The sequence below is a fragment of the Kribbella qitaiheensis genome (genome assembly GCF_042657745.1).
Lineage (GTDB): Bacteria > Actinomycetota > Actinomycetes > Propionibacteriales > Kribbellaceae > Kribbella > Kribbella qitaiheensis.
The window spans coordinates 91,015-114,378 of the sequence record NZ_JBHSKE010000080.1; the positions used below are offsets into that span (position 1 = coordinate 91,015).

At 69.4% G+C, this 23,364-nt stretch carries 20 protein-coding genes; 13 read left to right on the top strand and 7 right to left on the bottom strand.

What is annotated here, in order from left to right:
- Positions 1 to 67: 67 nt before the first annotated feature.
- Both ACFPJ1_RS42015 and ACFPJ1_RS42020 read left to right on the top strand, forming a co-directional pair.
- Positions 68 to 1,165, top strand: a complete 1,098-nt coding sequence (locus ACFPJ1_RS42015; protein WP_380112012.1) for a ferredoxin reductase — start codon at positions 68 to 70, stop codon at positions 1,163 to 1,165.
- Positions 1,166 to 1,199: 34 nt separating this feature from the next.
- Complete coding sequence (locus tag ACFPJ1_RS42020) at positions 1,200 to 2,345, top strand: fatty acid desaturase family protein (RefSeq protein ID WP_380112014.1); 1,146 nt, start codon at positions 1,200 to 1,202, stop codon at positions 2,343 to 2,345.
- Positions 2,346 to 2,423: 78 nt separating this feature from the next.
- Here ACFPJ1_RS42020 and ACFPJ1_RS42025 read toward each other — a convergent pair whose 3' ends face one another.
- Positions 2,424 to 3,188 (bottom strand): IclR family transcriptional regulator, encoded by a 765-nt coding sequence (locus ACFPJ1_RS42025; protein WP_380112015.1) that lies wholly within the window; start codon positions 3,186 to 3,188, stop codon positions 2,424 to 2,426.
- A gap of 134 nt (positions 3,189 to 3,322) precedes the next feature.
- Here ACFPJ1_RS42025 and ACFPJ1_RS42030 point away from each other — a divergent pair, with 134 nt between their 5' ends.
- From ACFPJ1_RS42030 to ACFPJ1_RS42060, 7 genes are all read left to right on the top strand, one after another.
- Entirely contained in the window at positions 3,323 to 4,579 is a 1,257-nt protein-coding gene (locus tag ACFPJ1_RS42030; protein WP_380112016.1) for a DUF6986 family protein, read from the top strand.
- 32 nt (positions 4,580 to 4,611) lie between these two features.
- Positions 4,612 to 4,851, top strand: a complete 240-nt coding sequence (locus ACFPJ1_RS42035) for a thiamine-binding protein (RefSeq protein ID WP_380112017.1) — start codon at positions 4,612 to 4,614, stop codon at positions 4,849 to 4,851.
- Positions 4,844 to 5,221, top strand: a complete 378-nt coding sequence (locus tag ACFPJ1_RS42040; protein WP_380112018.1) for a helix-turn-helix domain-containing protein — start codon at positions 4,844 to 4,846, stop codon at positions 5,219 to 5,221. The genes ACFPJ1_RS42035 and ACFPJ1_RS42040 overlap by 8 nt, the downstream gene beginning before the upstream one ends.
- Positions 5,222 to 5,336: 115 nt before the next feature.
- A complete protein-coding gene (gene uraD, locus ACFPJ1_RS42045) occupies positions 5,337 to 5,858 on the top strand; it encodes a 2-oxo-4-hydroxy-4-carboxy-5-ureidoimidazoline decarboxylase (protein ID WP_380112019.1) in 522 nt (173 codons plus the stop codon).
- Complete coding sequence (gene uraH, locus ACFPJ1_RS42050; protein WP_380112020.1) at positions 5,855 to 6,184, top strand: hydroxyisourate hydrolase; 330 nt, start codon at positions 5,855 to 5,857, stop codon at positions 6,182 to 6,184. Before uraD (ACFPJ1_RS42045) ends, uraH begins: the two co-directional genes overlap by 4 nt.
- 4 nt (positions 6,185 to 6,188) lie before the next feature.
- On the top strand, positions 6,189 to 7,094 hold the full coding sequence (pucL, locus tag ACFPJ1_RS42055) for a factor-independent urate hydroxylase (protein WP_380112021.1): 906 nt from the start codon (positions 6,189 to 6,191) through the stop codon (positions 7,092 to 7,094).
- A gap of 181 nt (positions 7,095 to 7,275) precedes the next feature.
- Positions 7,276 to 8,637 carry an 8-oxoguanine deaminase gene (locus ACFPJ1_RS42060; RefSeq protein ID WP_380112022.1) on the top strand — a complete coding sequence of 454 codons (1,362 nt, stop codon included), beginning with the start codon at positions 7,276 to 7,278 and terminating at the stop codon, positions 8,635 to 8,637.
- 161 nt (positions 8,638 to 8,798) lie between these two features.
- Here ACFPJ1_RS42060 and guaD read toward each other — a convergent pair whose 3' ends face one another.
- The 6 genes from guaD to ACFPJ1_RS42090 form a co-directional block, all read right to left on the bottom strand.
- A complete protein-coding gene (guaD, locus tag ACFPJ1_RS42065) occupies positions 8,799 to 10,121 on the bottom strand; it encodes a guanine deaminase (RefSeq protein ID WP_380112023.1) in 1,323 nt (440 codons plus the stop codon).
- On the bottom strand, positions 10,118 to 10,966 hold the full coding sequence (gene xdhC / locus ACFPJ1_RS42070; RefSeq protein ID WP_380112024.1) for a xanthine dehydrogenase accessory protein XdhC: 849 nt from the start codon (positions 10,964 to 10,966) through the stop codon (positions 10,118 to 10,120). Before xdhC ends, guaD begins: the two co-directional genes overlap by 4 nt.
- The gene (gene xdhB / locus ACFPJ1_RS42075; protein WP_380112025.1) at positions 10,963 to 13,359 is read right to left on the bottom strand and encodes a xanthine dehydrogenase molybdopterin binding subunit; all 2,397 of its coding nucleotides are present in this window, start codon (positions 13,357 to 13,359) and stop codon (positions 10,963 to 10,965) included. Before xdhB ends, xdhC begins: the two co-directional genes overlap by 4 nt.
- Positions 13,356 to 14,834, bottom strand: coding sequence for a xanthine dehydrogenase small subunit (locus tag ACFPJ1_RS42080; RefSeq protein WP_380112026.1), 1,479 nt, complete (start codon positions 14,832 to 14,834; stop codon positions 13,356 to 13,358). Before ACFPJ1_RS42080 ends, xdhB begins: the two co-directional genes overlap by 4 nt.
- Positions 14,831 to 16,756 carry a 2-oxo-4-hydroxy-4-carboxy-5-ureidoimidazoline decarboxylase gene (gene uraD / locus ACFPJ1_RS42085; RefSeq protein WP_380112027.1) on the bottom strand — a complete coding sequence of 642 codons (1,926 nt, stop codon included), beginning with the start codon at positions 16,754 to 16,756 and terminating at the stop codon, positions 14,831 to 14,833. Before uraD (ACFPJ1_RS42085) ends, ACFPJ1_RS42080 begins: the two co-directional genes overlap by 4 nt.
- Before the next feature lie 151 nt (positions 16,757 to 16,907).
- Positions 16,908 to 18,476, bottom strand: coding sequence for a PucR family transcriptional regulator (locus ACFPJ1_RS42090; protein ID WP_380112028.1), 1,569 nt, complete (start codon positions 18,474 to 18,476; stop codon positions 16,908 to 16,910).
- Between the two features lie 214 nt (positions 18,477 to 18,690).
- Between ACFPJ1_RS42090 and ACFPJ1_RS42095 the strand changes: the two genes are divergently transcribed.
- The 4 genes from ACFPJ1_RS42095 to ACFPJ1_RS42110 are packed head-to-tail and all read left to right on the top strand — an operon-like array spanning position 18,691 to position 23,350.
- The gene (locus ACFPJ1_RS42095; RefSeq protein WP_380112029.1) at positions 18,691 to 19,515 is read left to right on the top strand and encodes a hydroxypyruvate isomerase family protein; all 825 of its coding nucleotides are present in this window, start codon (positions 18,691 to 18,693) and stop codon (positions 19,513 to 19,515) included.
- A gap of 21 nt (positions 19,516 to 19,536) precedes the next feature.
- Positions 19,537 to 20,421 (top strand): 2-hydroxy-3-oxopropionate reductase, encoded by an 885-nt coding sequence (locus ACFPJ1_RS42100; protein WP_380112030.1) that lies wholly within the window; start codon positions 19,537 to 19,539, stop codon positions 20,419 to 20,421.
- 11 nt (positions 20,422 to 20,432) lie between these two features.
- On the top strand, positions 20,433 to 22,208 hold the full coding sequence (gene gcl / locus ACFPJ1_RS42105) for a glyoxylate carboligase (RefSeq protein WP_380112031.1): 1,776 nt from the start codon (positions 20,433 to 20,435) through the stop codon (positions 22,206 to 22,208).
- Positions 22,209 to 22,222: 14 nt separating this feature from the next.
- Positions 22,223 to 23,350: a glycerate kinase gene (locus ACFPJ1_RS42110; RefSeq protein WP_380112032.1), complete on the top strand. Its 1,128-nt coding sequence runs from the start codon at positions 22,223 to 22,225 to the stop codon at positions 23,348 to 23,350.
- Positions 23,351 to 23,364: the final 14 nt, after the last annotated feature.

Below are 23,364 nucleotides of genomic sequence, written 5' to 3' on the forward strand. Positions count from 1 at the left end.
AATACGCGTGACAGATTCACCGCTGCTGGTCATGAAACTACACCTCGTGTCGAGGATGCTGGACAGCATGACCACCTTCGCGTCAGACCAAGACGCTCCGGCGACTCTTCGTAGCCGGCTGCGCGACCGGGTCTGGCAGGTCGCGGCCGCCGCCACCCATCCGCTCGATCCGGCCGACTATCTCGACATGTTCCGCCCGCTGCGGGCCGGCGCCGACCTCCGTGCCCGGGTCGTCGAGGTGCACCCCGAGACCGCCGACGCGGTCACCGTCGTACTGCGACCCGGCGCCGCCTGGCGCGGCCACCAGCCCGGCCAGTACGTCCGGATCGGCCTCGACATCGACGGCGTACGGCTGTGGCGCTCGTACTCGCTGACGTCCGCTCCGGGGAGCGAGCTCCTCACCATCACGGCGAAGGCGGTCCCGGACGGCCTGGTCAGCGCCCACCTCGCGCAGGAGTTGCGCCCCGGTCAGTTGGTGCATCTCGATCAGGCGGTCGGCGACTTCGTCCTTCCGGACCAGGCCCCCGGCAAGGTCCTCTTCGTCACCGGCGGCAGCGGCATCACGCCCGTGATGGGCATGCTGCGGTCCGGCCTCGACCGGCTCGGCGATGTCGTCCTCGTGCACTCCGAGGCCTCCGCCGAAGACGTGATCTTCGGTGCCGAGCTGCGCGCGTTCGCGCGCGAGGGCCGGCTCCGGCTGGTGGAGCAGCACACCGACACTCGCGGCCGGCTCGACGTTGCGGAGCTGGCGGCTCTCGTGCCCGACCTGGCTGAGCGGGAGACCTGGGCCTGTGGGCCGGCCGGTCTCCTCGACGCACTCGAGGAGCAGTGGGCTGACCTCGACCTTCCCGACCGCCTGCACACCGAGCGGTTCCGGACCGCGCTCGCCGAGCCTGGCGAGGGTGGCACCGTCCGGTTCACCGGTGCGGGAGTCTCTGTCGAGCTCGACGGCACGACCCCGATCCTCGATGCGGGCGAGCAGAACGGAGTACTGATGCCTTCCGGCTGCCGGATGGGCATCTGCTTCTCGTGCGTGCTGCCGCTGCGCTCGGGCTCGGTGCGCGACCTGCGCTCCGGGGACGTCACCACCGCCGCTCCCGGCGACGGCGTACTCATCCAGACCTGCATCTCGGCCGCGGCCGGTGCCTGCGACATCGACCTGTGAGCCTGCGACATCGACTGGTAGGAGAAGGACCCCTGTGACTGTGCTGCAGAAGAAGGCCGACAACCCCATCGGTCACCTGACTCCCGACGACATCGAGGAGATCGGCCGCCGGCTCGACGCGATCCGCGCCGACATCGTCGCCGCCCGCGGGGCGTCCGACGCGGCATACATCCGCAAGGTCATCAACGTGCAACGGAAGCTGGAGCTCTCCAGCCGTGCCGTGCTGCTGTTGTCGCTGTTCCCGCCGGCCTGGCTGATCGGTACGGCGGGTCTCTCGGTGGCCAAGATCCTCGAGAATATGGAGATCGGCCACAACGTGATGCACGGCCAGTGGGACTGGATGCGTGATCCCAAGATCCACTCGACGAAGTGGGAGTGGGACCACGCCTCGCCGTCGGAGCAGTGGAAGCACTCGCACAACGAGCTGCATCACAACTATACGAACGTGGTCGGCAAGGACAACGACCTCGGCTACGGCATCATGCGCGTCGACGAGGACCAGCGCTGGTACCCGCTCTACCTCGCGCAGCCGCTGTGGAACTTCATCAACGCCTGCTTCTTCGAGTACGGCATCGCGGCGTACGACCTCGAGCTCGGCAAGAACCTGGCGACGAAGAAACGGCGCAAGGACCCCGAGTTCAAGGCCCGCGCCCGGCAGGTGCTGAAGAAGATCCGCGGCCAGATGACCAAGGACTACGTCGTCCACCCGCTGCTGTCCGGTCCGTCGTTCCTGCACACCCTCGCCGCCAACGCGACCGCCAACGTGGTCCGCAACGTGTGGGCCCACTCCGTCATCATGTGCGGTCACTTCCCCGAAGGCGTGCAGACCTTCGAGCGGCGCTCGATCGAGGGCGAGACGCGCGGGGAGTGGTACCTGCGCCAGATGCTCGGCTCCGCCAACATCAGCGGCGGGCGGGCCATGCACCTCATGACCGGCAACCTGTCGTACCAGATCGAGCACCACCTCTTCCCCGATCTGCCGAGCAACCGCTACCAGGAGATCGCGCCCCAGGTGCAGGCGATCTTCGAGGAGTACGGCCTCACCTACACCACCGGCCCGCTCCCGAAGCAGGTCGCGTCCGCCTGGTCCAAGGTCTTCCGGCTGTCGCTGCCCAACGACTTCGCCGAGAAACTGACGGCCAGGTTGACTCGCGGGACGCCGCGGCCGCTCACCTCCTGAACCTGATTCAGCGGGCGGCGACGGCTAGGAGGAACCAGCCTGTGTGCTTCCAGCTAGTCGGTGAAGGACGAACGCCGGTTATCGCAGGTCTTCGGAGAGGGCCTTGCCGGCCTGGGTGAGCAGAGGGACCGCGCGTTCGACCAGTTCCTCGGTCATGCGGCCGGCGGGACCCGAGATCGACATCGCCAGCCGGGACGGTACGTCGGGTACGGGCACCGCGACGCAGCGGACGCCGACCTCCTGCTCGCCCTCGTCGATGGCGTAACCCTGCTCCTGGGTGGTGCGCACCTGGGCCATGAAGGCGTCCGGGTCGGTGATGGTGTTCTCGGTGTGCTTCGGCATGCCCGTGCGCTGCAGCAGTTCGCGCACCTCGGCCTCCCGCAGCTGGGAGAAGATCGCCTTGCCCACAGCTGTGCAGTGGGGGAGCACCCGGCGCCCCACCTCGGTGAACATCCGCATCGAGTGGCGGGAGGGGACCTGCGCGAGGTACACGATCTGGTCGCCGTCGAGCATCGCCATGTTGGCCGATTCACCGAGCTCGTCGACCAGCCGGGCCAGGTGGGGGCGAGCCCAGACGCTCAGCATGTCGGAGGAGCTCTCGCCGAGCCGGATCAGCTTGGGGCCGAGGACGTACTGCCGCGACGGCTCCTGGCGCACGTAGCCGAGGTCCACGAGCGTGCGGACGAGTCGGTGGATCGTCGGCAGCGGCAGACCTGAGGCGGTGGCCAGCTGGGACAGGCCCATCATGCCGCCCGCGTCGGCCATCGTCTCGAGCAGCCCGAAGGCCCGCCCGATGGACTGGACGCTGCCGGAACGGCCCTTGCCGCTGTTCTCTTCCGCCACTGGGGCCTCACTCTGGTCGGTACTTCCGGATGACGGAAGTTTAGCGCCAGATCCCGGAATAGGACGCCGTTGCAGCTTCCGCAGAGTAGATATTAGTATCCGCAATACGAAATCTGAAGAAGGTGGGTTCGGTCATGAGTGAGCTCGATGCTCTCGTCGACGAGCTGGATCGGCGGTTGGCCGATGCCGACGCGGCGCTGGCCGCGTTCTACCCGGGCGATCGCGGAATCCGGCAACCAGTCCACACTGTCTACGTTCCGGCCGACCAGTACAACGCCGGCACGGTGCGCGAATGGGCCGAGGAGGCCAAGGCCGCGCTCGGCCAGTACGGCGCGTCCGCGGCGGAACTGGCTGATGCGCTGGAGTTGCCGGCCGGCCTGGCGGTCGAGGTGTATGAGCGGGTTCGCGCAAAACTCGACCGCGAGCCGATCGAGGACCTGCGCATCGATTTCGAGGACGGCTACGGAACCAGGCCTGACGAGCAGGAGGACGCGGCTGCGCTCGATGCCGCCCGTTCGCTGGCCGAGACGGTCAAGGCCGGCGCGGCCCCGCCGTACCACGGCCTTCGGATCAAGTCTCTGGAGGCGCCGACCCGTCGGCGCGGCGTCCGCACGCTCGATCTCTTCGTCCGCGAGCTCTCAGGCGCCGGGGCGCTGACGGATGGATTCGTCGTCACGCTCGCGAAGGTGACCTCGGTCGAGCAGGTCGAGGCGATGATGCTCGTGCTGTCGGCGATCGAGCAGGCGCATGCGGCGCCCACGGGCTCGCTGAAGTTCGAGATCCAGATCGAGACGCCCCAGGCGATCCTCGGCGCCGACGGCACCGCTCTGGTGGCTCGGATGATCAGGGCGGGCGCGGGGCGCGTCACCGGTCTGCACTACGGGACCTACGACTACTCGGCTTCGCTAGGGGTCGCCGCGGCGTACCAGAGCATGGATCACCCCGTTGCCGATCACGCCAAGGACGTGATGCAGCTGGCTGCGGCGGGCACGGGAGTCTTCGTCTCCGACGGCTCCACCAACGTTCTTCCGGTCGGCGAACGCGACGCCGTGCACGCAGCCTGGCGTCTCCACCTGCGACTGGTACGGCGTTCGCTTGCCCGCGGCATCTACCAGGGCTGGGACATGCATCCGGCCCAGTTGCCGAGCCGATTCGTTGCGACGTACCTGTTCTACCGCGAGGGTCTGGACTCCGCTGGTGCTCGGCTGCGCGCCTATGTCGGCAAGGGGGAGTCGGGGTACCTCGACGAGCCGGCAACAGCCGCCGCCCTGGCCGGCTACCTGCTGCGTGGAGTGGAGTGTGGTGCCGTCGAGCTGGCGGAGCTCGACAAGCTGATCGGCGTGGATGCCGCCGGGCTGGCGAAGTTGGCCCGCCGTCCGCTGCGGTCGTGACCGTTCCCGGTGGCGGCGGCTAGCCTCGCGACATGCGATTGGTAGCGGAATTCACGACGGAGCCCTTCGAGGTCGAGGGGCAGCCGCCCGCCCACGCCACTGAGGCGCTGCGCGTGGCCGAGGAGGCCGGCCTGGAGTGCGACTTCGGGCCGCTGGGCACGCTCGTGCGCGGCGAGCAGGAGTTGCTGCTGCCTGCACTGACAGGGGTGTTGGAGACCGCGTTCGCGCACGGCGCCAGCCGAGTGACCTTGCAGGTGCGCAGCGATGACTGAGCACGCGCATCCACTCGTCGTGGCGATCTCGCCGCTGGTGGAGCGGCTGAACGCGGAGGTGGTGGCTCCCGACGAGGCGCGCGCCGACGACGTACCGCTGGTCTGGGAAGGGAAGCGGGTGGCGGCCGTCCGCCTTCCCCGCAAGGCTCCGGCCGGTGGCGAGGGTGGTGTGAATGCGCTGCTCGAGGAGGTCGCCGAGGAGCTCGGTGGGCCGTTGCGCGAGTTGGCGCGTACTGACAAGCAGCGGGCGGTGCTGCTGCTCGAGGCCAAGGGTGCGTTCGACTACCGCAAGTCGGCGGAGATCGTCGCCGAGGCGCTCGGTGTCACCAGGTTCACGGTCTACAACTACCTCAACCGGGCTCGCGACTGACTCTCGCCTGTAGCGCCGGCCAGCAAAATTCAACAAACTGTTGACGGAGTGCCGGGCTCATGCCACCCTCTCGTCATACGGAAATTCGATTTCGGGATTCGAGAAGGTGTGATCCGTGGATCTGCAGGAGTTCAACTCCGCTCCGGCCGGCCGGCTACGTCCGATGCTGGCGGCCTGCTGCGACGTCCCCCGCTGGGTCGACGGCATCCTCGCCGGACGCCCGTACGGCGATGTGGTGGCGCTGACCCAGGCCGCGGACGGTGGCGTGCGGGAGCTGGACGACAAAGAGGTCGACCAGGCACTGGCAGCCCACCCGCGCATCGGGGACCGGCCGGAAGGTGCCGCCACCGAGGCCGCTTGGTCGCGCAACGAACAGGCGGGAGTCGGCGACGACTCCGAGACCAGGGCGGCACTCGCGGCGGGCAATCGCGAGTACGAGCAGCGTTTCGGGCGGGTGTTCCTGATCTGCGCCACCGGCCTGTCAGCACAGGAGATGCTCACCAGCCTGCGCGAACGGCTCACCCATGACGAAGCCGCCGAGGCCACCGTCGTACGGGACGAACTGCGCAAGATCGCCTTGCTCCGCCTCGCCAAAGTCGTCGAGCGGGACGCGGCTGACAAGGAGGCGCGGGCATGAGCTCAGTCAGCACGCACGTTCTCGACACCGGGCTCGGGATACCCGCTCACGGTGTCCCGGTCCGGCTGTCCCGGATCACGGCCGACCAGACCGTCCTCCTCACGGAGGGCGCCACGGACGAGGACGGCCGGATCACCAAGTGGGAGCCTGGACTCGAGGCCGGCACCTACCAGCTCCGCTTCGACGTCGCCGCCTACGCGGCCGCGTCCGGCCAGAGCATCTTCTTCCCCGAGGTCACCGTGACCTTCACGATCACCGACGAGCGGCACTACCACGTTCCACTGCTGCTCAGTCCGTTCGCCTTTTCCACCTACCGAGGGAGCTGATCCCATGGCGATCCACCTGGGAGCCAATCAGTACGGCAAGGCCGAGAGCCGGGTCGTCCGCATCTACCGCGACACGCCCCGCCACCAGATCCGCGACCTGAACGTGTCGTCCGCCCTGCGGGGACGGTTCGAGGACGCGCACACGACCGGCGACCAGCGCGACGTGCTGCCGACCGACACCCAGAAGAACACCGCGTTCGCCTTCGCCAAGGAGAAGGGCATCGGCGCGATCGAGGACTTCGCACTCACGCTGGGCGGTCACTTCATCGACTCCGCTCCGGCGGCCGACGGCGCGCGGATCGAGATCGAGGAGTATCCGTGGGAGCGGATCAGCGTCGACGGCGCGGGCCACGACCACTCCTTCGTCCGGGCCGGCAGCGGCATCCGGACGACGGTCGTCAACGTCGACGGGCGCGGCGCGGAGCGCAAGGCGCACGTCGTTTCCGGCGTCCACGACCTCACTGTGCTCAAGTCCACCGGTTCGGAGTTCCACGGCTTCCTCAAGGACAAGTACACGACGCTGCCGGAGACGGACGACCGCGTGCTCGCGACGTCCCTGGTCGCCCGCTGGCGCTACGACCATACCGAGGTCGACTGGGACAAGTCGTACGACGAGATCAAGGGCCTGCTGCTCGAGCAGTTCGCCCGGATCCACAGCTACGCCCTTCAGCAGACGCTCTACGGGATGGGCGAGGCGGTGCTCCAGCAGCACCCCGAGGTCGCGGAGATCAAGTTCTCGGCGCCGAACAAGCACCACTTCCTGGTGGACCTGAGCCCCTTCGGCGTGGAGAACCCGGGCGAGGTCTTCATCGCCGCGGACCGGCCGTACGGACTCATCGAGGCGACCGTCGTCCGTGACGACGCCAGCGATCCGGGCAGCGCCTGGCACGGTGTCCCGGGCTTCTGCTGACACGGGGTGTGTCTGCCGTGTCGCGCGGCAGACACACGCTAGGAGGAACCTCCAACCCGCAGTGCCAGGACGGGCTGAAGTTCGTGTCTCCTGCCGGTTACGGCCCCTCGACCGGCGGAGTTGACTGACCTCACTGGGGTGGCATCGGCCGCCTTTCCGTGAGGAGCAGGACGGTGGTCCGATGAGCACAGCCCGTATCGTGATCGACGGAGCGGCCGTGGTCACGCTCGACCGGGAGCGCCGCGAGCTCGCCACCGGACATGTCGTTGCCGACGGCAACCGCATCGTCGCCGTCGGTGCCGGACCCGCCCCGCCGTACGAGGGAGCGCGGGTGATCGACGGACGTGGGTGTCTGCTCACGCCCGGCTTCGTCAACACCCATGAGCATCTGTTCCAGTGGGCGACCCGTGGGCTCGCAGCCGACTCCACGCTGTTCGGCTGGTTGACCACGCTCTACCCGGTGTGGGCCGGCATCGATGAGGAGTGCGTTCACGTTGCCGCACAGGCCGCGCTGGCCCGGCTCGCCCGCACAGGCTGTACCACGGCGGCCGATCACCACTATCTCTTCCCGCGGGCGGCGAAGGATCTGCTCGGGGCGGAGATCCTCGCCGCCGCGGAGGTGGGACTGCGGTTCCACCCCGCGCGCGGCTCGATGGATCTCAGCGAGAAGGACGGCGGACTGCCGCCGGACTCGGTAGTCGAGGACCGCGACGAGATCCTGGCCGCGACCGAGGCCGCGATCGACCGCTGGCACGATCCGGCTCCCGGGTCGATGCTGCGGATCGTGGTCGGGCCCTGCTCGCCGTTCACCGTCACCGGCGAACTGATGCAGGAGGCCGCCGAACTGGCCCGTCGCAAGGGCGTCAGGCTGCACACCCACCTGGCCGAGACTACCGACGAGGCGGACTGGTGCCACGAGAAGTTCGACTGCACCCCGTTGGAGTACGCCGCCCGCCTCGGCTGGACTGGTCCGGACGTGTGGTTCGCGCATGGCATCCACTTCGACGACGCGGAGATCAAGCAGCTGGGCCAGACGGCGACCGGTGTCGCGCACTGCCCGAGCTCCAACGCTCGCCTCGGCGCCGGGATCGCGCGGGTCGCGGATCTCCGGGCGGCGGGTAGTCCCGTCGGCCTCGGCGTGGATGGTGCCGCCAGCAACGAAGCCGGCAGTCTGGTCGAGGAGCTGCGCCATGCCTTGCTGTTCGCCCGTGCCCGGGGTGGTCCGCGGGCGCTCGACGTCCGTGCTGCGCTGGAGATGGCGACGCTCGACGGTGCCCGCATCCTGGGCCGTGACGACGAGATCGGCTCGGTGGAGGTGGGTAAGCTCGCCGACCTCGCACTCTGGCGAATCGACACCCTCGCGCACGCAGGCATCGCCGACCCAGTAGCCGCCCTGGTCCTCGGCACCCCACCGCCGCTAGAACTCCTCCTCGTGAACGGACGGCCCGTAGTCGAACACGACACCGTCATCACCGTAGACGAGCCCGCCTTGGCGAAGCAGGTGACAAAGGCCCAGCTCAACCTCCTCGCAAAGACCGGCTGACACCCACTCGCAAAGCCAGCGTGCCCTCTGAGGGGCGCGGCTGGCGGGGTCTACGGCTACTGGCGGCTTGTTGGGCGCCAGCGGTCGGATAACCCGCCATCGGACGTCCGCGCTGGCCGCCGGGGAAGTGGTGGCGGGTGTGGCTGTGCGATTCGGCGGGGTCAGCCGGTGGTGGTCTGGTGGGCGGGGCTGTTCGAGGATTCATCGTGCAGCAGTTGGCCGTTGATCCAGACGGCGCGGACGTCGGCGGGGGTGCCTAGGGTGAAGATGCGGGCCAGGACTTCCTCGGCGTCGGCGGCGTGGGCGACTCCGACGGCCAGTGGTGAGCCGTCTGCGGGGCGCAGGAGTTGGGCGTCGAATCGTTTGCCGACGCTCAGATCGCCGACCTCGGAGCTCAGGCCGAGCGCCTCGGCGCCCGCCGTCGTTGCCAGGTGCAACAGGTGGGCCGCAGTGAGCGAACACCCCTGCTCGCCGAGCAACTGCTGGGCGAAGTACGCCTGCAGTCCTTCCTTCAGCAGCGAGAAGCCCGTGCCAGCGCCGACGTCCGAGCCGAGCGCAACGCGTACGCCGGCCTGGAGGTGCCGGTCCAGTGGGAACAGGCCGCTGCCCAGGGCGGCGTTGCTGGTCGGGCAGTGGGCGACCGATGCACCGCTCTCGGCGAGCATCTTGAGCTCCACGTCGGTCGGGTGGACGTTGTGGGCGAGCACGCTCCGGCGGTCGACCAGCCCGTGCCGGTCGTACGTCGACAGGTAGTCGCTCCCGCCGAAGAGCTCGGCGACAGTGGCGATCTCCGTCTCGTTCTCGTTGAGGTGCGAGGTGAACAGCGCGCCCGGGATCTCCTCGAGCACGGTATGGCAGGCCGCGAGCAGATCGTCCGTGCAGGACAGGGAGAACCGCGGCGTCACGGCGTACCGGTTGCGGCCGACGCCGTGCCACTTCTCTGCCAGGGCCAGCGATTCGGTGTACGCCCGCGCCGGGGTGGTGAGTAGGTCCGGCCGCAGCAGGCGATCGCTCACGACCAACCCGCTGGTGATCCGCAGTCCGACCCGGGTTGCCGCAGTGAACAGCACGTCCACCGCGTCGGCGTAGTGCGCCCCGAAGACCAGAGCGCTCGTAGTACCGGCGGCCGCGAGGCCACGGACGAACTCGGTGGCGACCCCCGTGGCGTAGCCGACGTCGGCCATCCGGGCTTCCTCGGGCAGTGCGTACTTGTCGAGCCACTCCAACAAAGGCAGACCCAGCCCACCGACAGCGCGGATCTGCGGGAAGTGGACGTGCGTGTCCACGAAGCCGGGGAGTACCAGACCGCCCGTCAGGTCGACGATCTCCTCGGCCGGATGCGCGCGGCGGAGGTCCGAAGCGGGGCCCCGGGCAACGATCACGCCGTTCTGGACGAGCAGCGCGGTGTCGGTGGCGACCCGTAGGCCGCCGCCGGTGAACGGGTTGTCCGGAGTGTCGAGGAACGTGCCTCGGAAGATCGTCATGCCTTCGCCTCACGATGGGCCGGCGCGGAGTTGCGCTCGGCAGAGAAGAGTTGGAGCAGCCAGGCCGCCACGCTGACCGCGATGGTGGCCGGCTCCTTGCCGGACAGTTCGGGTACGCCGATGGGCGTGGTGATCCTGGCGATCGCTTCGTCCGAGTGGCCGTCGTCGGCCAGCTTGCGGCGGAACCGCGCCCACTTCGCGCTCGACCCGATCAGCCCGATGGTGGCCATCCGGCCGTCGCGCAGGGTGGCGTCGCACAGGGCGGCGTCCTCGGCGTGGTCGTGGGTCATGACCAGCGCATGGGTACCCCGCGGCAACTCGCCGATCACCAGTTCCGGCAGTACCGGCACGTGGTGCACGTGCACTCCCGCCACCGCGTCATCAAGCACGGACAACCGCTCGCGCTCCAGCTGCTCGGGTCGCGAGTCGACCAAGTGCAGTTCGAGGTCGTGCCGGGCGAGGATCCGTGCGAGCTCGAGGCCGACATGTCCGACACCGAAGATCGCCACGGACGGAACCACCGGCAGAGGTTCGAGCAACAGCTTCACCTCGCCGCCGCAGCACTGGACCCCGTGCTGGTACGGCGCCTTGTCCGACAGCGCGAACTCGAGCACCTCCGGCTCGGTGCCGCCGGTCGTGAGCAGTTCACGCGACCGGTCGATCGCGACGGACTCCAGATTGCCGCCGCCGACGGTGGCCCAGACCTGGTCCGCCGCGACCACCATCTTGGCGCCGGCCTCGCGGGGCGCATGCCCGCGGACCGACAGCACGGTGACCAGTACGCCGGGCCGGCGCTGCTCGCGCAGCCGGGTTACTGCCTTCATCCACTCCATCTCGAACGTCACACTCCACTCAATCCGGCGGGGGAGGGCTCAAGCTCCACCCCGTCCAGCAACTCCGCGCGGTGACCGGACGACCGGGCCCCGTCCAGCGCCCAATAGACGGCCTCGGGTGTCGCGGGCGAGCGCAGTACGACGCTTGTCCCGGGCGGGCCGAACGCCGCCGCGGCCTGTCGCAGCGCCTCTCGCACGGAGAAGGCCAGCATCAGAGGCGGTTCGCCGACCGCCTTCGAGCCGTAGACCGCGCCATCCTCGTGGGCCTTCTCCAGCAAGCGGACGTTGAAGACCTCCGGCATCTCGGAGAAGCTGGGCAGCTTGTAGGTGCTGGCCGCCTGGGTGGCCAGCCGGCCGCGGTTCGGGCCGTCGCTCTCGTCCCAGCGGAGATCCTCGAGCGTCAGCCAGCCGGCGCCCTGGACGAAGCCGCCCTCGATCTGGCCCAGGTCGATCAGCGGGCTGAGGCTGTCGCCGACGTCGTGGACGATGTCGACCCGGCGCAGGGTGTAGGCGCCGCTGAATCCGTCCACCTCGACCTCGGCGGCGGCCACGCCGTACGCGAAGTACTTGAAGGGTTCGCCGCGCATGGCGACGGCGTCCCAGTGCAGTCCTTCGGTGCGGTAGAAGCCGGAGGCCCACAACTGGACCCGTTGGTGGTAGGCATCGTCGACGAGTTCCTCCCAGCGCAGCGTGTCGCCGTCAAAGGTCAGTCCGTGGACCGTGCCCTCGGTGAACCGCACGTCGCGCGGGCTGATCCCGAGACGACCGCCGGCGACCTGCTCGAGGCGCTCGCGGATCTGCTCGCAGGCGTTCTTGATCGCCGCGCCGTTGAGGTCGGCGCCGGAGCTCGCCGCGGTGGCGGAGGTGTTGGGCACCTTGTCGGTACGGGTCGGCGCCAGCCGGACACGCTCCAGCGGTAGGCCGAGCGTGGTGGCCGCGACCTGCAGCATCTTGGTGTGCAGCCCCTGGCCCATCTCGGTGCCGCCGTGGTTGATCAGCACCGAGCCGTCCTTGTAGACGTGCACGAGCGCGCCGGCCTGGTTGAACGCGGTGAGGTTGAACGAGATGCCGAACTTCACCGGCGTCATCGCCAGTGCCCGCTTCGTGTCCGGGTGGGTCGCGTTGAACCGCTCGATCTCCGCCCGCCGGCGTTCGACCTCGCCGGTCTCGACCACCTCGCTCCAGCAAGCCTCCAGCCGCTCCGCGTGGCGGACCGGCTGCCCGTACGGCGTGGTGTCGTGCGGCCGGTAGAGGTTGCGGCGACGCAGGTCCATCGCGTCGCGCCCGAGCAGCGGCGCGCAACTGCCCAGCACCTCCTCCACGACCAGCATGCCCTGGGGGCCGCCGAAGCCGCGGAAGGCTGTCTGGGAGGTCTTGTTCGTCTTGGCGATCCGGCCGTCGACGCGGACGTTCGGGATCCAGTAGGCGTTGTCGATATGGCACATCGCGCGCGCGAGGACCGGCTCGGACAGGTCGAGGCTCCACCCACCGTCGGAGGTGAGGGTGGCATCGAGCGCCACCAGGCGGCCGTCGTCGTCGAAGCCGGCCTCCCACTCGGAGTGGAAGCCGTGGCGCTTGCCGGACATCGTCATGTCCTGTGTGCGGTTGAGCCGCAGCCGTACCGGCCGACCGGTCAGGGTCGCGCCGAGCGCTGCGATGGCGGCGAACCCGTGGGGCTGCATCTCCTTGCCCCCGAAGCCGCCTCCCATCCGCAGGCACTGCACGGTCACCGCGTGGCTGGGTACGTCCAGAACGTGCGCGATGATCTCCTGGGTCTCCGACGGGTGCTGGGTGCTGCTCTGCGCGAAGATCTGGCCCGCCTCGTCGACCAGGGCCAGCGCGGCGTGGGTCTCGAGGTAGAAGTGCTCCTGGCCTGCGAACTCGAACTCGCCGCGGAACACGTGGGTCGCCTGGGACAACGCCGTACCGACGTCACCGCGGTTCAGGTGTCGCCCGGTGCCCTGGAAGCTGCCGGCGTCGATCGCCTCGCGGACCGTCACCAGCGAGGGGAGTGGCTCGTACTCGACTTCCACCGCCGCGGCGCCGAGCCGCGCAGCTTCCAAGGTCTCCCCGAGAACCCAGCAGATCGCGTGTCCGTGGAACATCACCTCGGTCGGGAACAGCGGCTCGTCATGCTTCACCCCGGCATCGTTGACCCCGGGCACGTCCTCGGCGGTCAGCACGCGGACCACCCCCGGTACGTCGTACGCGGGCTTCACCTTCAGGGAGGTGATCAGGGCGTGGGCATGGGGTGACTGGACGGGCCAGGCGTGCAGCGGGTCGCGGGTGCGGACGACGAGGTCGTCGGTGTAGAGGGCGTTGCCGGTGACGTGCAGTGCGGCGCTCTCGTGCGGCAGCGGCAGGCCGACCACGGCCTGCCGGGGGCGTTCGGACAGCTGACTCATGCGCCTACTCCTTCCGGTGCGCGGTGTTCGGCGTAGAACCGGAGCAGCGACTGCCCGAGCATCGCGGAGCGGTACGACGCGCTCGCGCGGTGGTCGTCCATCGGCGTGCCCTCGGTGGCCATCACGGCGGCCGCCTCACGCACCGTCCGTTCGGTCCACGGCCGGCCGGCGAGCGCTTCCTCGGTAGCTAGGGCGCGCAGCGGTGTGGCAGCCACCCCGCCGAGTCCGATCCGGGCGCTGCGGATGGCGCCGTCCACCACCTCGACGGCATAGCCGATGGCGACGCTCGAGATGTCGTCGAAGCGTCGCTTGGCGATCTTGTGGAAGGCGGTCAGCGGTGCGAGCGGCAGTGGAACCAGGACGGCCCGGATCAGCTCATCGGGAGCCTTGAGCGTCTGCCGGTACCCCGTGAAGTAATCCGCGAGCGGCACTACTCGATCTCCGCGGCGGGACGCCAGGACGAGCGAGGCATCCAGGGCCAGCAGCGCCGGCGGTGCATCGCCGATCGGTGACCCGGTGCCAAGGTTGCCGCCGATGGTCGCGCCGTTGCGGATCAGGCGGGAGGCGAACTGCGGGAACATCTGCGCCAGCAGCGGAACCCGTCCGGCGAGCAACCGCTCGATCTCACTCAACGTTAGAGCAGCGCCAATGCGTACCTCGTCGGCTCCCAACTCGAACTCCCGCAGCTCGGCAAGCCGGTCCACGGCGACGACCAAGGCAGGCCGGGCGCCGCGCAGGTTCACCTCCACGCCGGTGTCGGTCGACCCCGCGACGACTTGCGCGTCGGGTCGGTCGGCCAGCACCTCGAGTACGTCGTCGAGGTTCGCGGGCCGGAGGAACTCTGACCCGGCGACCTCCATCGCGGTGCGCGCCGGCGGGGGTGGCGGGGCCAACCTCCGCGCCGCGAGGGCGTCGTCCGCGGCCGGAGCACCGAGCGCGTACGCCGCGTCCCGGATCGGGCGATACCCCGTGCACCGGCACAGGTTTCCGCTGAGCGCGTGGATGTCGAAACCGTTGGGGCCGTGCTCGTGGTCGCAGGCCTCGGCCGCGGGCGCCGTACGGGCGGGACGGTAGTACTCGGCGGCCATGCTGCACACGAAGCCCGGGGTACAGAAGCCACACTGGGATCCGCCCCGGACGGCGAGCTCCGCCTGCACTGGGTGCAGGGCGGCGGGAGAGCCCAGTCCCTCTGAGGTGACGATCTCCTGACCGTCGAGGCCCGCGACCGGAACCAGGCAGGCGTTCACCGCGGTCCACTCGGTCGGGGTGTCGGTGCCGGGGCGGGCGACGAGCACGGAGCACGCGCCGCACTCACCCTCGGCGCAACCCTCCTTGGCTCCCGTCAGGCCACGGTCGCGGAGCCAGTCCAGCACGGTTGTGTGGACGGCCACCTCGCCGATGGCGGTGTCCTCGCCGTTGACCTTGAGCGCGGGTGCGCTCAGGGCCACGGGCCGGTGGTTGGCGGTGGTAGTCATCGGTTGCTGCTCCAGCGGGTTCGTGCACTGTGGATGGGGTTCGCGTCCTGGAGGAAGTCGTCGAACCGGTAGCCGGCGATCTTCGCGATCTCGAGCAGCGCGGCGGCGTGCTCCTGGTTCTCGCAGTTGCCCAGTCGGTCGCGGCCCTGCTCGACGATCCGGTCGAAGGAGTCCGCGTCCCGCACCGAGATGACCAGCGGGAACCCGAAGCGCTCGCGGTACGCCGCGGTGATCTCCTCCAGTTCATCGCGTTCCGGCTCGGCAAGGAAGGTCAGACCGCGTGCGGCCTGGTCCCGCAGCGACGCCTCACCGCTGAGGCCGTCGGCGACGAACTGCGAGCCGAGTTGCGGGTAGGCCTCGATCAGTTGGCGCTGCTCGTCGTGCGACCCGGAGAAGAGCGCCTCCTGGAACGACCGGCGCAAGGCGTGGGTGTCGGCGAAGGGCCGCATGTCCCAAGCGCGTTCGACCATCCAGCGCGGTCCCTGGAACAGGCCGGCGAAGGTCTCCACGAACTCCTCGCGGCTCATCTCGTTCACCTGGTCCAGCCGGATCGTGTCGCCCGGCTGCCCGGCAACCGCGGGGCCGAAGTCCTTGCCCACGTGGTGGAAGAGAATGTTCAGCCCGATCGCGGTCAGGCTGCCGAGGGTGATGCCGCTGCCGAAGATGATCTCGGCCCAGCCCGGCACTGCCTGGGCGACCTCGGGCTGCGCCGTGACGTACATGGCGAGGCCGACACTGGTCGCCACGATCACGACGTTGCGGTGGTCGTGGAAGTCGACCTTGGCCAGCGTCTGGAAGCCGACGACGGCCACGGTGGCGAACATCGCGAGGGCAGCGCCGCCCAGTACCGGGTGCGGGATGCCGGCGACGATGGCGCCTGCCTTGGGCACCAGGCCGAGCAGGATCATGATCGCGCCGGCCGCGGCCACCACCCAGCGGCTCCGGACCCGGGTGAGCCGGACCAGGCCGACGTTCTCCGCGAAACACGTGTAGGGGAAGGAGTTGAAGACACCGCCGATGGTGGTGGCCAGGCCGTCCGCGCGGAGCGCCCGGGCGATGTCCTCGCGGCCGATCCGCTTCTCGACGATCTCGCCGGTCGCGAACACGTCACCGGTGGTCTCGACCGCGGTGATCAGCATGACCACGACCATCGAGATGATGGCGGCGACCGAGAACTGCGGCCAGCCGAAGTAGAACGGCGTGGTGACGCCGACCCAGCCCGAGTCACTCACCGCGCCGAAATGCGCGTCGCCGAAGGCCCACGCGGCCAGGGTGCCGGCGACCAGGCCGACGAGCACGGCGATCGTGGCCATGAAGCCCTTGAAGACCCGCTGGATCAGCACGATGAGCGCGAGCGTTCCCAGCGCGTAGGCCAGGTTCTTGCCGCTGGTCGGGTCCGACGTCGGCCCGGCGCCACCGGTGGCGTCACCGGCCGCGACCGGCAGCAGCGCCAGGCCGATGATCGTGATCACCGAACCGGTGACCACCGGCGGGAAGAACCGGATCAGCCGGCTGAAGTACGGCGCGATGAAGAAGGTAGCCAGACCGGCGACCAGTACTGCGCCGTAGATCACCAGCAGGCCGTCTGTGCCGCCGCCTGCGGCGAGGCCGATCGCGATCATCGGCGACACCGCCGTGAACGTGACGCCCTGCAGCAGCGGGAGTCGTACGCCGACCTTCCAGAACCCGACTGACTGGATGATCGACGCGATGCCACAGGTGAACAGGTCCGCGTTGATCAGGTGCACGAGTTGCTGCGTGCTCAGTCCGATCGAGTTCGCCAGCAGGATCGGCACGATCACCGCGCCGGCGTAGAACGCCAGGACGTGCTGGGTGCCGTAGACAACGAGCTTGCCAGGGGGCAGGACCTCGTCGACGGGGTGCCGGCCGGCAGTGCGGCTCGGTCGCGGGATTGCCTTCATCGGGCACCTTCCTCAGGGGCTCGGGAGGTCGCGGCGTTGTGTGACCTGCACGACAGCATCGGCTCAGGACGGCCGCGAGGGCACCCGGTGAACCTCCGAAAGTCGGCCCGCTGGAGCGTCCAGATCTGTGCGATCACCCAAACCGGGTGGTTCAGAGCGACTTGAGCGCCAGGAACACGTCGACCTTGTCCTCGAGCTTGGACAGATCGCGACCGGTCAGTTGCTCCACGCGTTCGATCCGGTACCGGACCGTGTTGACGTGCAGGTGCATCGCCTCTGCGGTCCGCGACCACGAACCCGAGCAGGCGAGGAACTCCTGCAGGGTGGCGAGCAGGTCGGACTGGGTACGGCGGTCGTGCTCGAGCACCGGCCCGAGGACCCGGTGGGTGTAGGTCCGCCGAACGTCGTCGGGCAAGGTCGCGAGCAGGAGCACGTGTGAGGTGACCTCGTCCGACGTCACCACCGCCACCGGCGTACTGCCGGAACTGGCCACCCGGTGCGCGAACCGTGCCTCCTCCAGCGCTCCCGCCAGCGCCTCGATCCCGGTCTCGCCACTGACCCCGACGGCAAGCCTCGTCCGCACGAGCCCGGGCGAGAGCCGACTGAATGCCCGGCGCAACTGGTCCGGCAGTTCGGGGGAGGACGGCAACAACGCGACCAGTACGCCGTCTCGCCCCGGTGCGACCACCGCCGGGCCGACCGTAAGAGCAACATCCTCGAGCACCGTGACCGCCACCTCGCCCGGCCCGTCCTCGCGGAGACCGTGACCGGGGCGGCCCGGTGGAATGAGAATCAGCTCCACGACTGCGACCACCATCGGACGATCCGAGTGCGCACCGGCTTGGCGGAGCCGCGTGGCGACATCCGTGTGCGGAGCGCCGGACGCGACCAGTTCCAGTGCCTCGGCCACCAAGGGGCGTAGCGCGCGCCGCCCTTCATCTCGGCGCGCACGGTCCAGGGCGGCGATCGTGCACAGCTCGTGCACGGCCTCCACATGGTCGCGAGACCACTGCGTGTGGTCGCCGTCGATGACCAGCACCCAGGAGGTCAGCCGGTTGCCGAGGCCCGATCCGACCGGGAAGAGGCTGTACGACGCGTCGCCGGTGCTGGCGACGGCAGGGGTGCGAGCCGCGGTGAGGAACGTGCGGGTGACCGCGTCGAGCGTCTCGTCGTCCAGCTCACCAGGACCCGGTACGACGTGGCGTCCCGTGGGCGTGACCACCCGGCAGTCGTGGCCGATCTCGTCGGAGATCCGGGCAGCGAGTTCGTCGAGGCTCCGGCCGGAGGCGATCGAGGACAGCAGTTGGCGCTGGCGGACGAGACTCGCGGACAACCGGGCGCCGGTCTCGGCCGATCCCGCGGCCGCCACATGCTCGGTCACATCCGCGAACGCGACCTCGGTGGGTACCTCGACGAGCGTGACCTGGTGCCGACGGCAAGCTTCGAGCAGGTCGTCGGGGACGGTGCCGAACAACGCCTTGCCGGCCAGGATGGTGGCGGCGCCCCGCCCGGCCACCGAGGCCACGAAGACCTCGCTGTCGGTGTCGCTGCGGCGCCAGACCAGACCGGTGAGGACCAGTTCGCCGCCACTGAGATAGCGGCCGGGCTCGAGCAGGTCGGTGGTCACGAGGCGGCCGATCGGGCGCTCCAGCGCACCAGGAGCCGCGTGCAGGAGCCGAAGCCGCAGTTCCGGCGCGTCGAGCAGGTCGGGAAGCAGCACGGCGCACCTCCTCTGGCCGATCCGATGGCTGAAGCCGGCCCTTCAGAGGAACGTATAACGCCCGGACGCGCGCCTGATACCTCGACTCGGCTCCCCGGCGAAAGCCTCAGCCCCGTACTCCGCGGGTGCTTGACGCATTCGCCGCTGTCAATCTATGGTGCTTTCGCAGAACAGAATTGTATTTCCGCAATGCGGAATTCTCAGAAGGGATGCCATGAGCCACGAGCCGCGCTACACGGTGAACTGCTCGATCCTGTTCACCGAACTGCCTTTGCTGGAGCGCCCCGCAGCGGCCCGGCAGGGTGGCTTCGGCGCTGTCGAGTTCTGGTGGCCGTTCGCCGAGGCGGTGCCGTCGGACGCCGACGTCGACGCGTTCGTGACCGCCATCGAGGACGCCGGCGTGCAACTGACCGGTCTCAACTTCTTCGCCGGGGACATGCCTGGCGGCGACCGCGGCCTGGTGTCCTCGCCCAAGCGATCCAGCGAATTCCGGGACAATCTCGACGTCACCGTCGGCATCGGTGAACGGCTCGGCTGCCGGGCCTTCAACGCCCTCTACGGCAACCGCGACGACCGCCACTCCGCGGGCGAACAGGATGACCTCGCCGTTGAGAACCTCGGGCTCGCTGCCCAGGCCGCCGCCCGCATCCGGGGCACCGTGCTTGTTGAGCCGGTCAGCGGCGCGCCGCAGTACCCGCTGCTGACCGCGGCCGATGCGCTGACCGTGATCGATCGGGTGCAGGCGTCGTACGCCGTACCGAACCTCGGCCTGCTCGCCGACCTCTACCACCTCGCGGTCAACGGCGACGACGTCGATCGGGTGATCGCAGACCACGCCGATCGGATCGCGCATGTCCAGATCGCCGACGCCCCAGGGCGCAACGAGCCCGGCACCGGCACGCTTCCGCTCGAACGCCAACTGGGCGACCTGGCGACCAGCGGCTACACCGGCTGGATCGGCCTGGAGTACAAGCCGTCCACCACCACCCTCGAGAGCTTCGGCTGGCTGCCGCGCGAGCATCGCGCCGTCGCCGGCTGACCCAGCATTGGAGATTCAGACATGACGAACATCGCCTTCATCGGCCTCGGCATCATGGGCAGCCCGATGGCAGTCCACCTCGCCAACGCCGGGCACCGGGTCGCCGGCTACAACCTCGACCCCGAGCGGGCCAAGCCGCTGGTCGAAGCAGGTGGCCGGACCGCGGACTCGATCGCCGACGCCGTGCAGGACGCCGACGTGGTCTGCGTGATGGTGCCGGACTCACCGGACGTGGAACTGGTGCTCACCGGTGAGGGCGGCGTGTTCCAGCGCGCCAAGTCCGGCGCGCTGATCATCGACTTCTCCAGCATCCGGCCCGACGTCACCATCGAGCTGGCCGCCCAGGCCCGAGAGCAGGGCTTCCGGGTGCTCGACGCCCCCGTCTCCGGTGGTGAAGCCGGTGCCAAGAACGCCGCGCTGTCGATCATGGTCGGCGGCGAGGCGGGTGACTTCCAGACTGCGAAGCCGCTGTTCGACGCCGTCGGCAAGACCGTCGTCCATGTCGGCGCCAGTGGGTCCGGGCAGACGGTGAAGGCCGCGAACCAGCTGATCGTCGCCGCGAACATCCAGGCGCTGTCCGAGGCGGTCGTCTTCCTGGAGGCGTACGGCGTCGACACCAAGGCGGCCCTCGAGGTGCTCGGCGGGGGACTGGCCGGTTCGGCGGTACTGAACCAGAAGCAGGAGAACATGCTGTCGCGGTCCTTCCAGCCGGGTTTCCGGATCGACCTGCACCACAAGGACATGGGCATCGTCACCTCGGCCGCCCGCGAACGCGGGGTCGTCGTACCGCTCGGCTCGCTGGTGGCCCAGCTCGTTGCCTCCGCCCGCGCGAACGGTGACGGCGGCCTCGACCACTCCGCGCTGCTCCGAGGTGTCGAACGTCTTTCCGGCAAGACTCAGGACTGAGGGGAACAACGATGACACGCATGCGCGCGGTCGACGCCGCGGTCCTGATCCTGGAGAAGGAAGGTGCCGTCCAGACGTTCGGTCTGCCCGGCGCCGCGATCAACCCCTTCTACAGCGCGATGAAGAAGCACGGCGGAATCAAGCACGTGCTCGCCCGCCACGTCGAGGCCGCCTCCCACATGGCTGAGGGCTACACCCGCGCCAAGGCCGGCAACATCGGCGTCTGCATCGGTACGTCGGGTCCCGCCGGCACCGACATGATCACCGGCCTGTACTCCGCGTCGGCCGACTCCATCCCGATCCTCTGTATCACCGGACAAGCGCCGGTGGCCAAGCTGCACAAGGAAGACTTCCAGGCCGTCGACATCACCTCGATCGCCAAGCCGGTCGCCAAGTGGGCCGTCACGGTGATGGAGCCGGCCCAGGTGCCGGGTACGTTCCAGCGGGCGTTCCACCTCATGCGTGAAGGGCGTCCGGGGCCGGTGCTGATCGACCTGCCGATCGATGTGCAGCTGGCCGAGATCGACTTCGACATCGCCACCTACGAGCCGCTGCCCGTGGCCAGGCCGGCCGCGACCCGGGCTCAGGCGGAGAAGGCGCTCGGGCTGCTCAACGACGCCGACCGGCCGCTGATCGTGGCCGGCGGCGGGGTGATCAACGCCGACGCGGCCGACCTGCTCGTCGAGTTCGCCGAGCTCGTCGGGGTGCCGGTCGTGCCGACGCTGATGGGCTGGGGCACGATCCCGGACGACCATCCGCTGGCCGCCGGCATGGTCGGCCTGCAGACCTCGCACCGCTACGGCAACGCCACCCTGCTGGCCTCCGACCTCGTGCTCGGCATCGGCAACCGCTGGGCCAACCGGCACACGGGATCGGTGGCGACCTACACCGACGGCCGGAAGTTCGTCCACGTCGACATCGAGCCGACCCAGATCGGCCGGGTGTTCGCACCGGACTACAGCATCGTCTCCGACGCCCGCGCCGCCCTCGAGGTCTTCGTCGAGGTCGCGAGGGACTGGGCAGCCGAGGGCAGACTGGCCGACCGCTCCGCCTGGGAGGAGGAGTGCCGCCGGCGCCGGACGACTCTGCAGCGCAAGACGCACTTCGACAACGTCCCGATCAAGCCGCAGCGCGTGTACGAGGAGATGAACCGGGCGTTCGGACCCGACACCCGCTACGTCAGCACGATCGGTTTGTCCCAGATCCAGGCCGCGCAGATGCTCCACGTCTACCGCCCGCGGCACTGGATCAACGCCGGCCAGGCGGGTCCGCTCGGCTGGACCGTGCCCGCCACGCTGGGCGTCGCCACCGCAGACCCGGACAGCACCGTCGTGGCGCTGTCGGGTGACTACGACTTCCAGTTCCTGATCGAGGAGTTGGCGGTCGGCGCACAGTTCAACATCCCGTACATCCATGTCGTCGTGAACAACTCGTACCTGGGGCTGATCCGGCAGGCGCAGCGGGGTCTGGAGATGGACTACTGCGTGCAACTGTCGTTCGAGAACATCAACAGCCCTGAGCTCAACGGGTACGGCGTCGACCACGTGAAGGTCGCCGAAGGCCTTGGCTGCAAGGCCCTGCGAGTGTCCGAGCCGGACGAGATCCTGCCGGCGCTGGAGCAGGCCAAGAAGCTGATGGTCGAGTTCCGGGTGCCGATCGTGGTGGAGATCATCCTGGAGCGGGTCACCAACGTTGCCATGGGCACCGAGATCGACAACCTCGTCGAGTTCGAGGAACTGGCCGAGCGCCCTGAGGACGCCCCGACCGCGATCGCGCTGCACGGCTGACGATGACTCCCCGGGTGGTCGTTGCCTCTGACAAGTTCAAGGGCACCCTCAGTAGCGACGAGGTCGCAGCCGCGGTCCGCATCGGCGTACTGCGAGCCCGGCCCGAGGCGACCGTCGAGTCGGTGCCCGTGGCCGACGGCGGCGACGGTACGCTTGCCGCCGCCGTGGCCTCGGGGTTCGAGCTGGTGCCGGTGACCGCGACCGGCCCGACCGGTGAGCCCGTCCGCAGTGGCTTCGCCCGGCGCGGTGAGGTTGCTGTGGTGGAGCTGGCCGATGTCTCCGGGCTGATCCGGCTGCCCGGCGCGAGCCTGGCTCCGATGACGGCGACCTCGCGCGGTACGGGCGAGCTGGTGGCCGCGGCGATCGACAGCGGCTGCACTCGAGTGATCCTCGGCATCGGCGGCAGCGCCTGTACTGACGGCGGAGCCGGGCTGGTCCGCGCACTCGGCGGTCGGTTGCTCGACGGCAACGGGACTGGCCTAGCCGAGGGTGGCGCAGCCTTGACCGCGGCGGCATCCCTCAACCTGACCGCACTCCACGAGCGGCTGGCGGGAGTCGCGATCGTCGTAGCGTGCGACGTGGACAACCCGTTGACCGGGCCGGGCGGCGCGGCGGCGACGTACGGGGGTCAGAAGGGCGCCGACCTCAAGCAGATCGAACAGCTCGACACCACTCTCACCCGGTGGGCCGACCTCGTGGCTCGGGAGACCGCGCGCGACCTCCGGGACACCGCCGGTGCGGGCGCCGCTGGGGGAGTGGGCTTCGCGGCGCTGGCGCTGCTCGGCGCGGAGCTACGCCCGGGCATCGACCTCATGCTCGACCTGGTCGGGTTCCACCAGCAGCTCACCGGCGTGGATCTGGTGGTCACCGGCGAGGGTGCGCTCGACGAGCAGACGCTGCACGGCAAGGCGGCCGCCGGAGTAGCCGCCGCGGCCGGAGCGGCAGGCATCCCCGTGGTCGCCGTCTGCGGGATCAACCGGCTCGATCCTGATCAGTTGCGCGAGGCCGGCATTGCCGCGGCGTATGCGCTGACGGATCTCGAGCCCGACGTACGACGGTGCATCGCCGACCCCGCTCCACTGCTGCGACAGCTCGGTGAACGGATCGCGGCCGACCACCTCCCGATCGTGAGCTTCCCGTGAGCCGACCAGGAGTA

Bases quoted from the DNA above. Each gene is read 5' to 3' on its own strand.
- ACFPJ1_RS42015 (WP_380112012.1), top strand. From the start codon at position 68: ATGACCACCTTCGCGTCAGACCAAGACGCTCCGGCGACTCTTCGTAGC.
- ACFPJ1_RS42030 (WP_380112016.1), top strand. From the start codon at position 3,323: ATGAGTGAGCTCGATGCTCTCGTCGACGAGCTGGATCGGCGGTTGGCC.
- ACFPJ1_RS42035 (WP_380112017.1), top strand. From the start codon at position 4,612: ATGCGATTGGTAGCGGAATTCACGACGGAGCCCTTCGAGGTCGAGGGG.
- ACFPJ1_RS42040 (WP_380112018.1), top strand. From the start codon at position 4,844: ATGACTGAGCACGCGCATCCACTCGTCGTGGCGATCTCGCCGCTGGTG.
- uraH (WP_380112020.1), top strand. From the start codon at position 5,855: ATGAGCTCAGTCAGCACGCACGTTCTCGACACCGGGCTCGGGATACCC.
- pucL (WP_380112021.1), top strand. From the start codon at position 6,189: ATGGCGATCCACCTGGGAGCCAATCAGTACGGCAAGGCCGAGAGCCGG.
- ACFPJ1_RS42060 (WP_380112022.1), top strand. From the start codon at position 7,276: ATGAGCACAGCCCGTATCGTGATCGACGGAGCGGCCGTGGTCACGCTC.
- guaD (WP_380112023.1), bottom strand. From the start codon at position 10,121: ATGACGATCTTCCGAGGCACGTTCCTCGACACTCCGGACAACCCGTTC.
- xdhB (WP_380112025.1), bottom strand. From the start codon at position 13,359: ATGAGTCAGCTGTCCGAACGCCCCCGGCAGGCCGTGGTCGGCCTGCCG.
- ACFPJ1_RS42080 (WP_380112026.1), bottom strand. From the start codon at position 14,834: ATGACTACCACCGCCAACCACCGGCCCGTGGCCCTGAGCGCACCCGCG.
- uraD (WP_380112027.1), bottom strand. From the start codon at position 16,756: ATGAAGGCAATCCCGCGACCGAGCCGCACTGCCGGCCGGCACCCCGTC.
- ACFPJ1_RS42095 (WP_380112029.1), top strand. From the start codon at position 18,691: ATGAGCCACGAGCCGCGCTACACGGTGAACTGCTCGATCCTGTTCACC.
- ACFPJ1_RS42100 (WP_380112030.1), top strand. From the start codon at position 19,537: ATGACGAACATCGCCTTCATCGGCCTCGGCATCATGGGCAGCCCGATG.
- gcl (WP_380112031.1), top strand. From the start codon at position 20,433: ATGACACGCATGCGCGCGGTCGACGCCGCGGTCCTGATCCTGGAGAAG.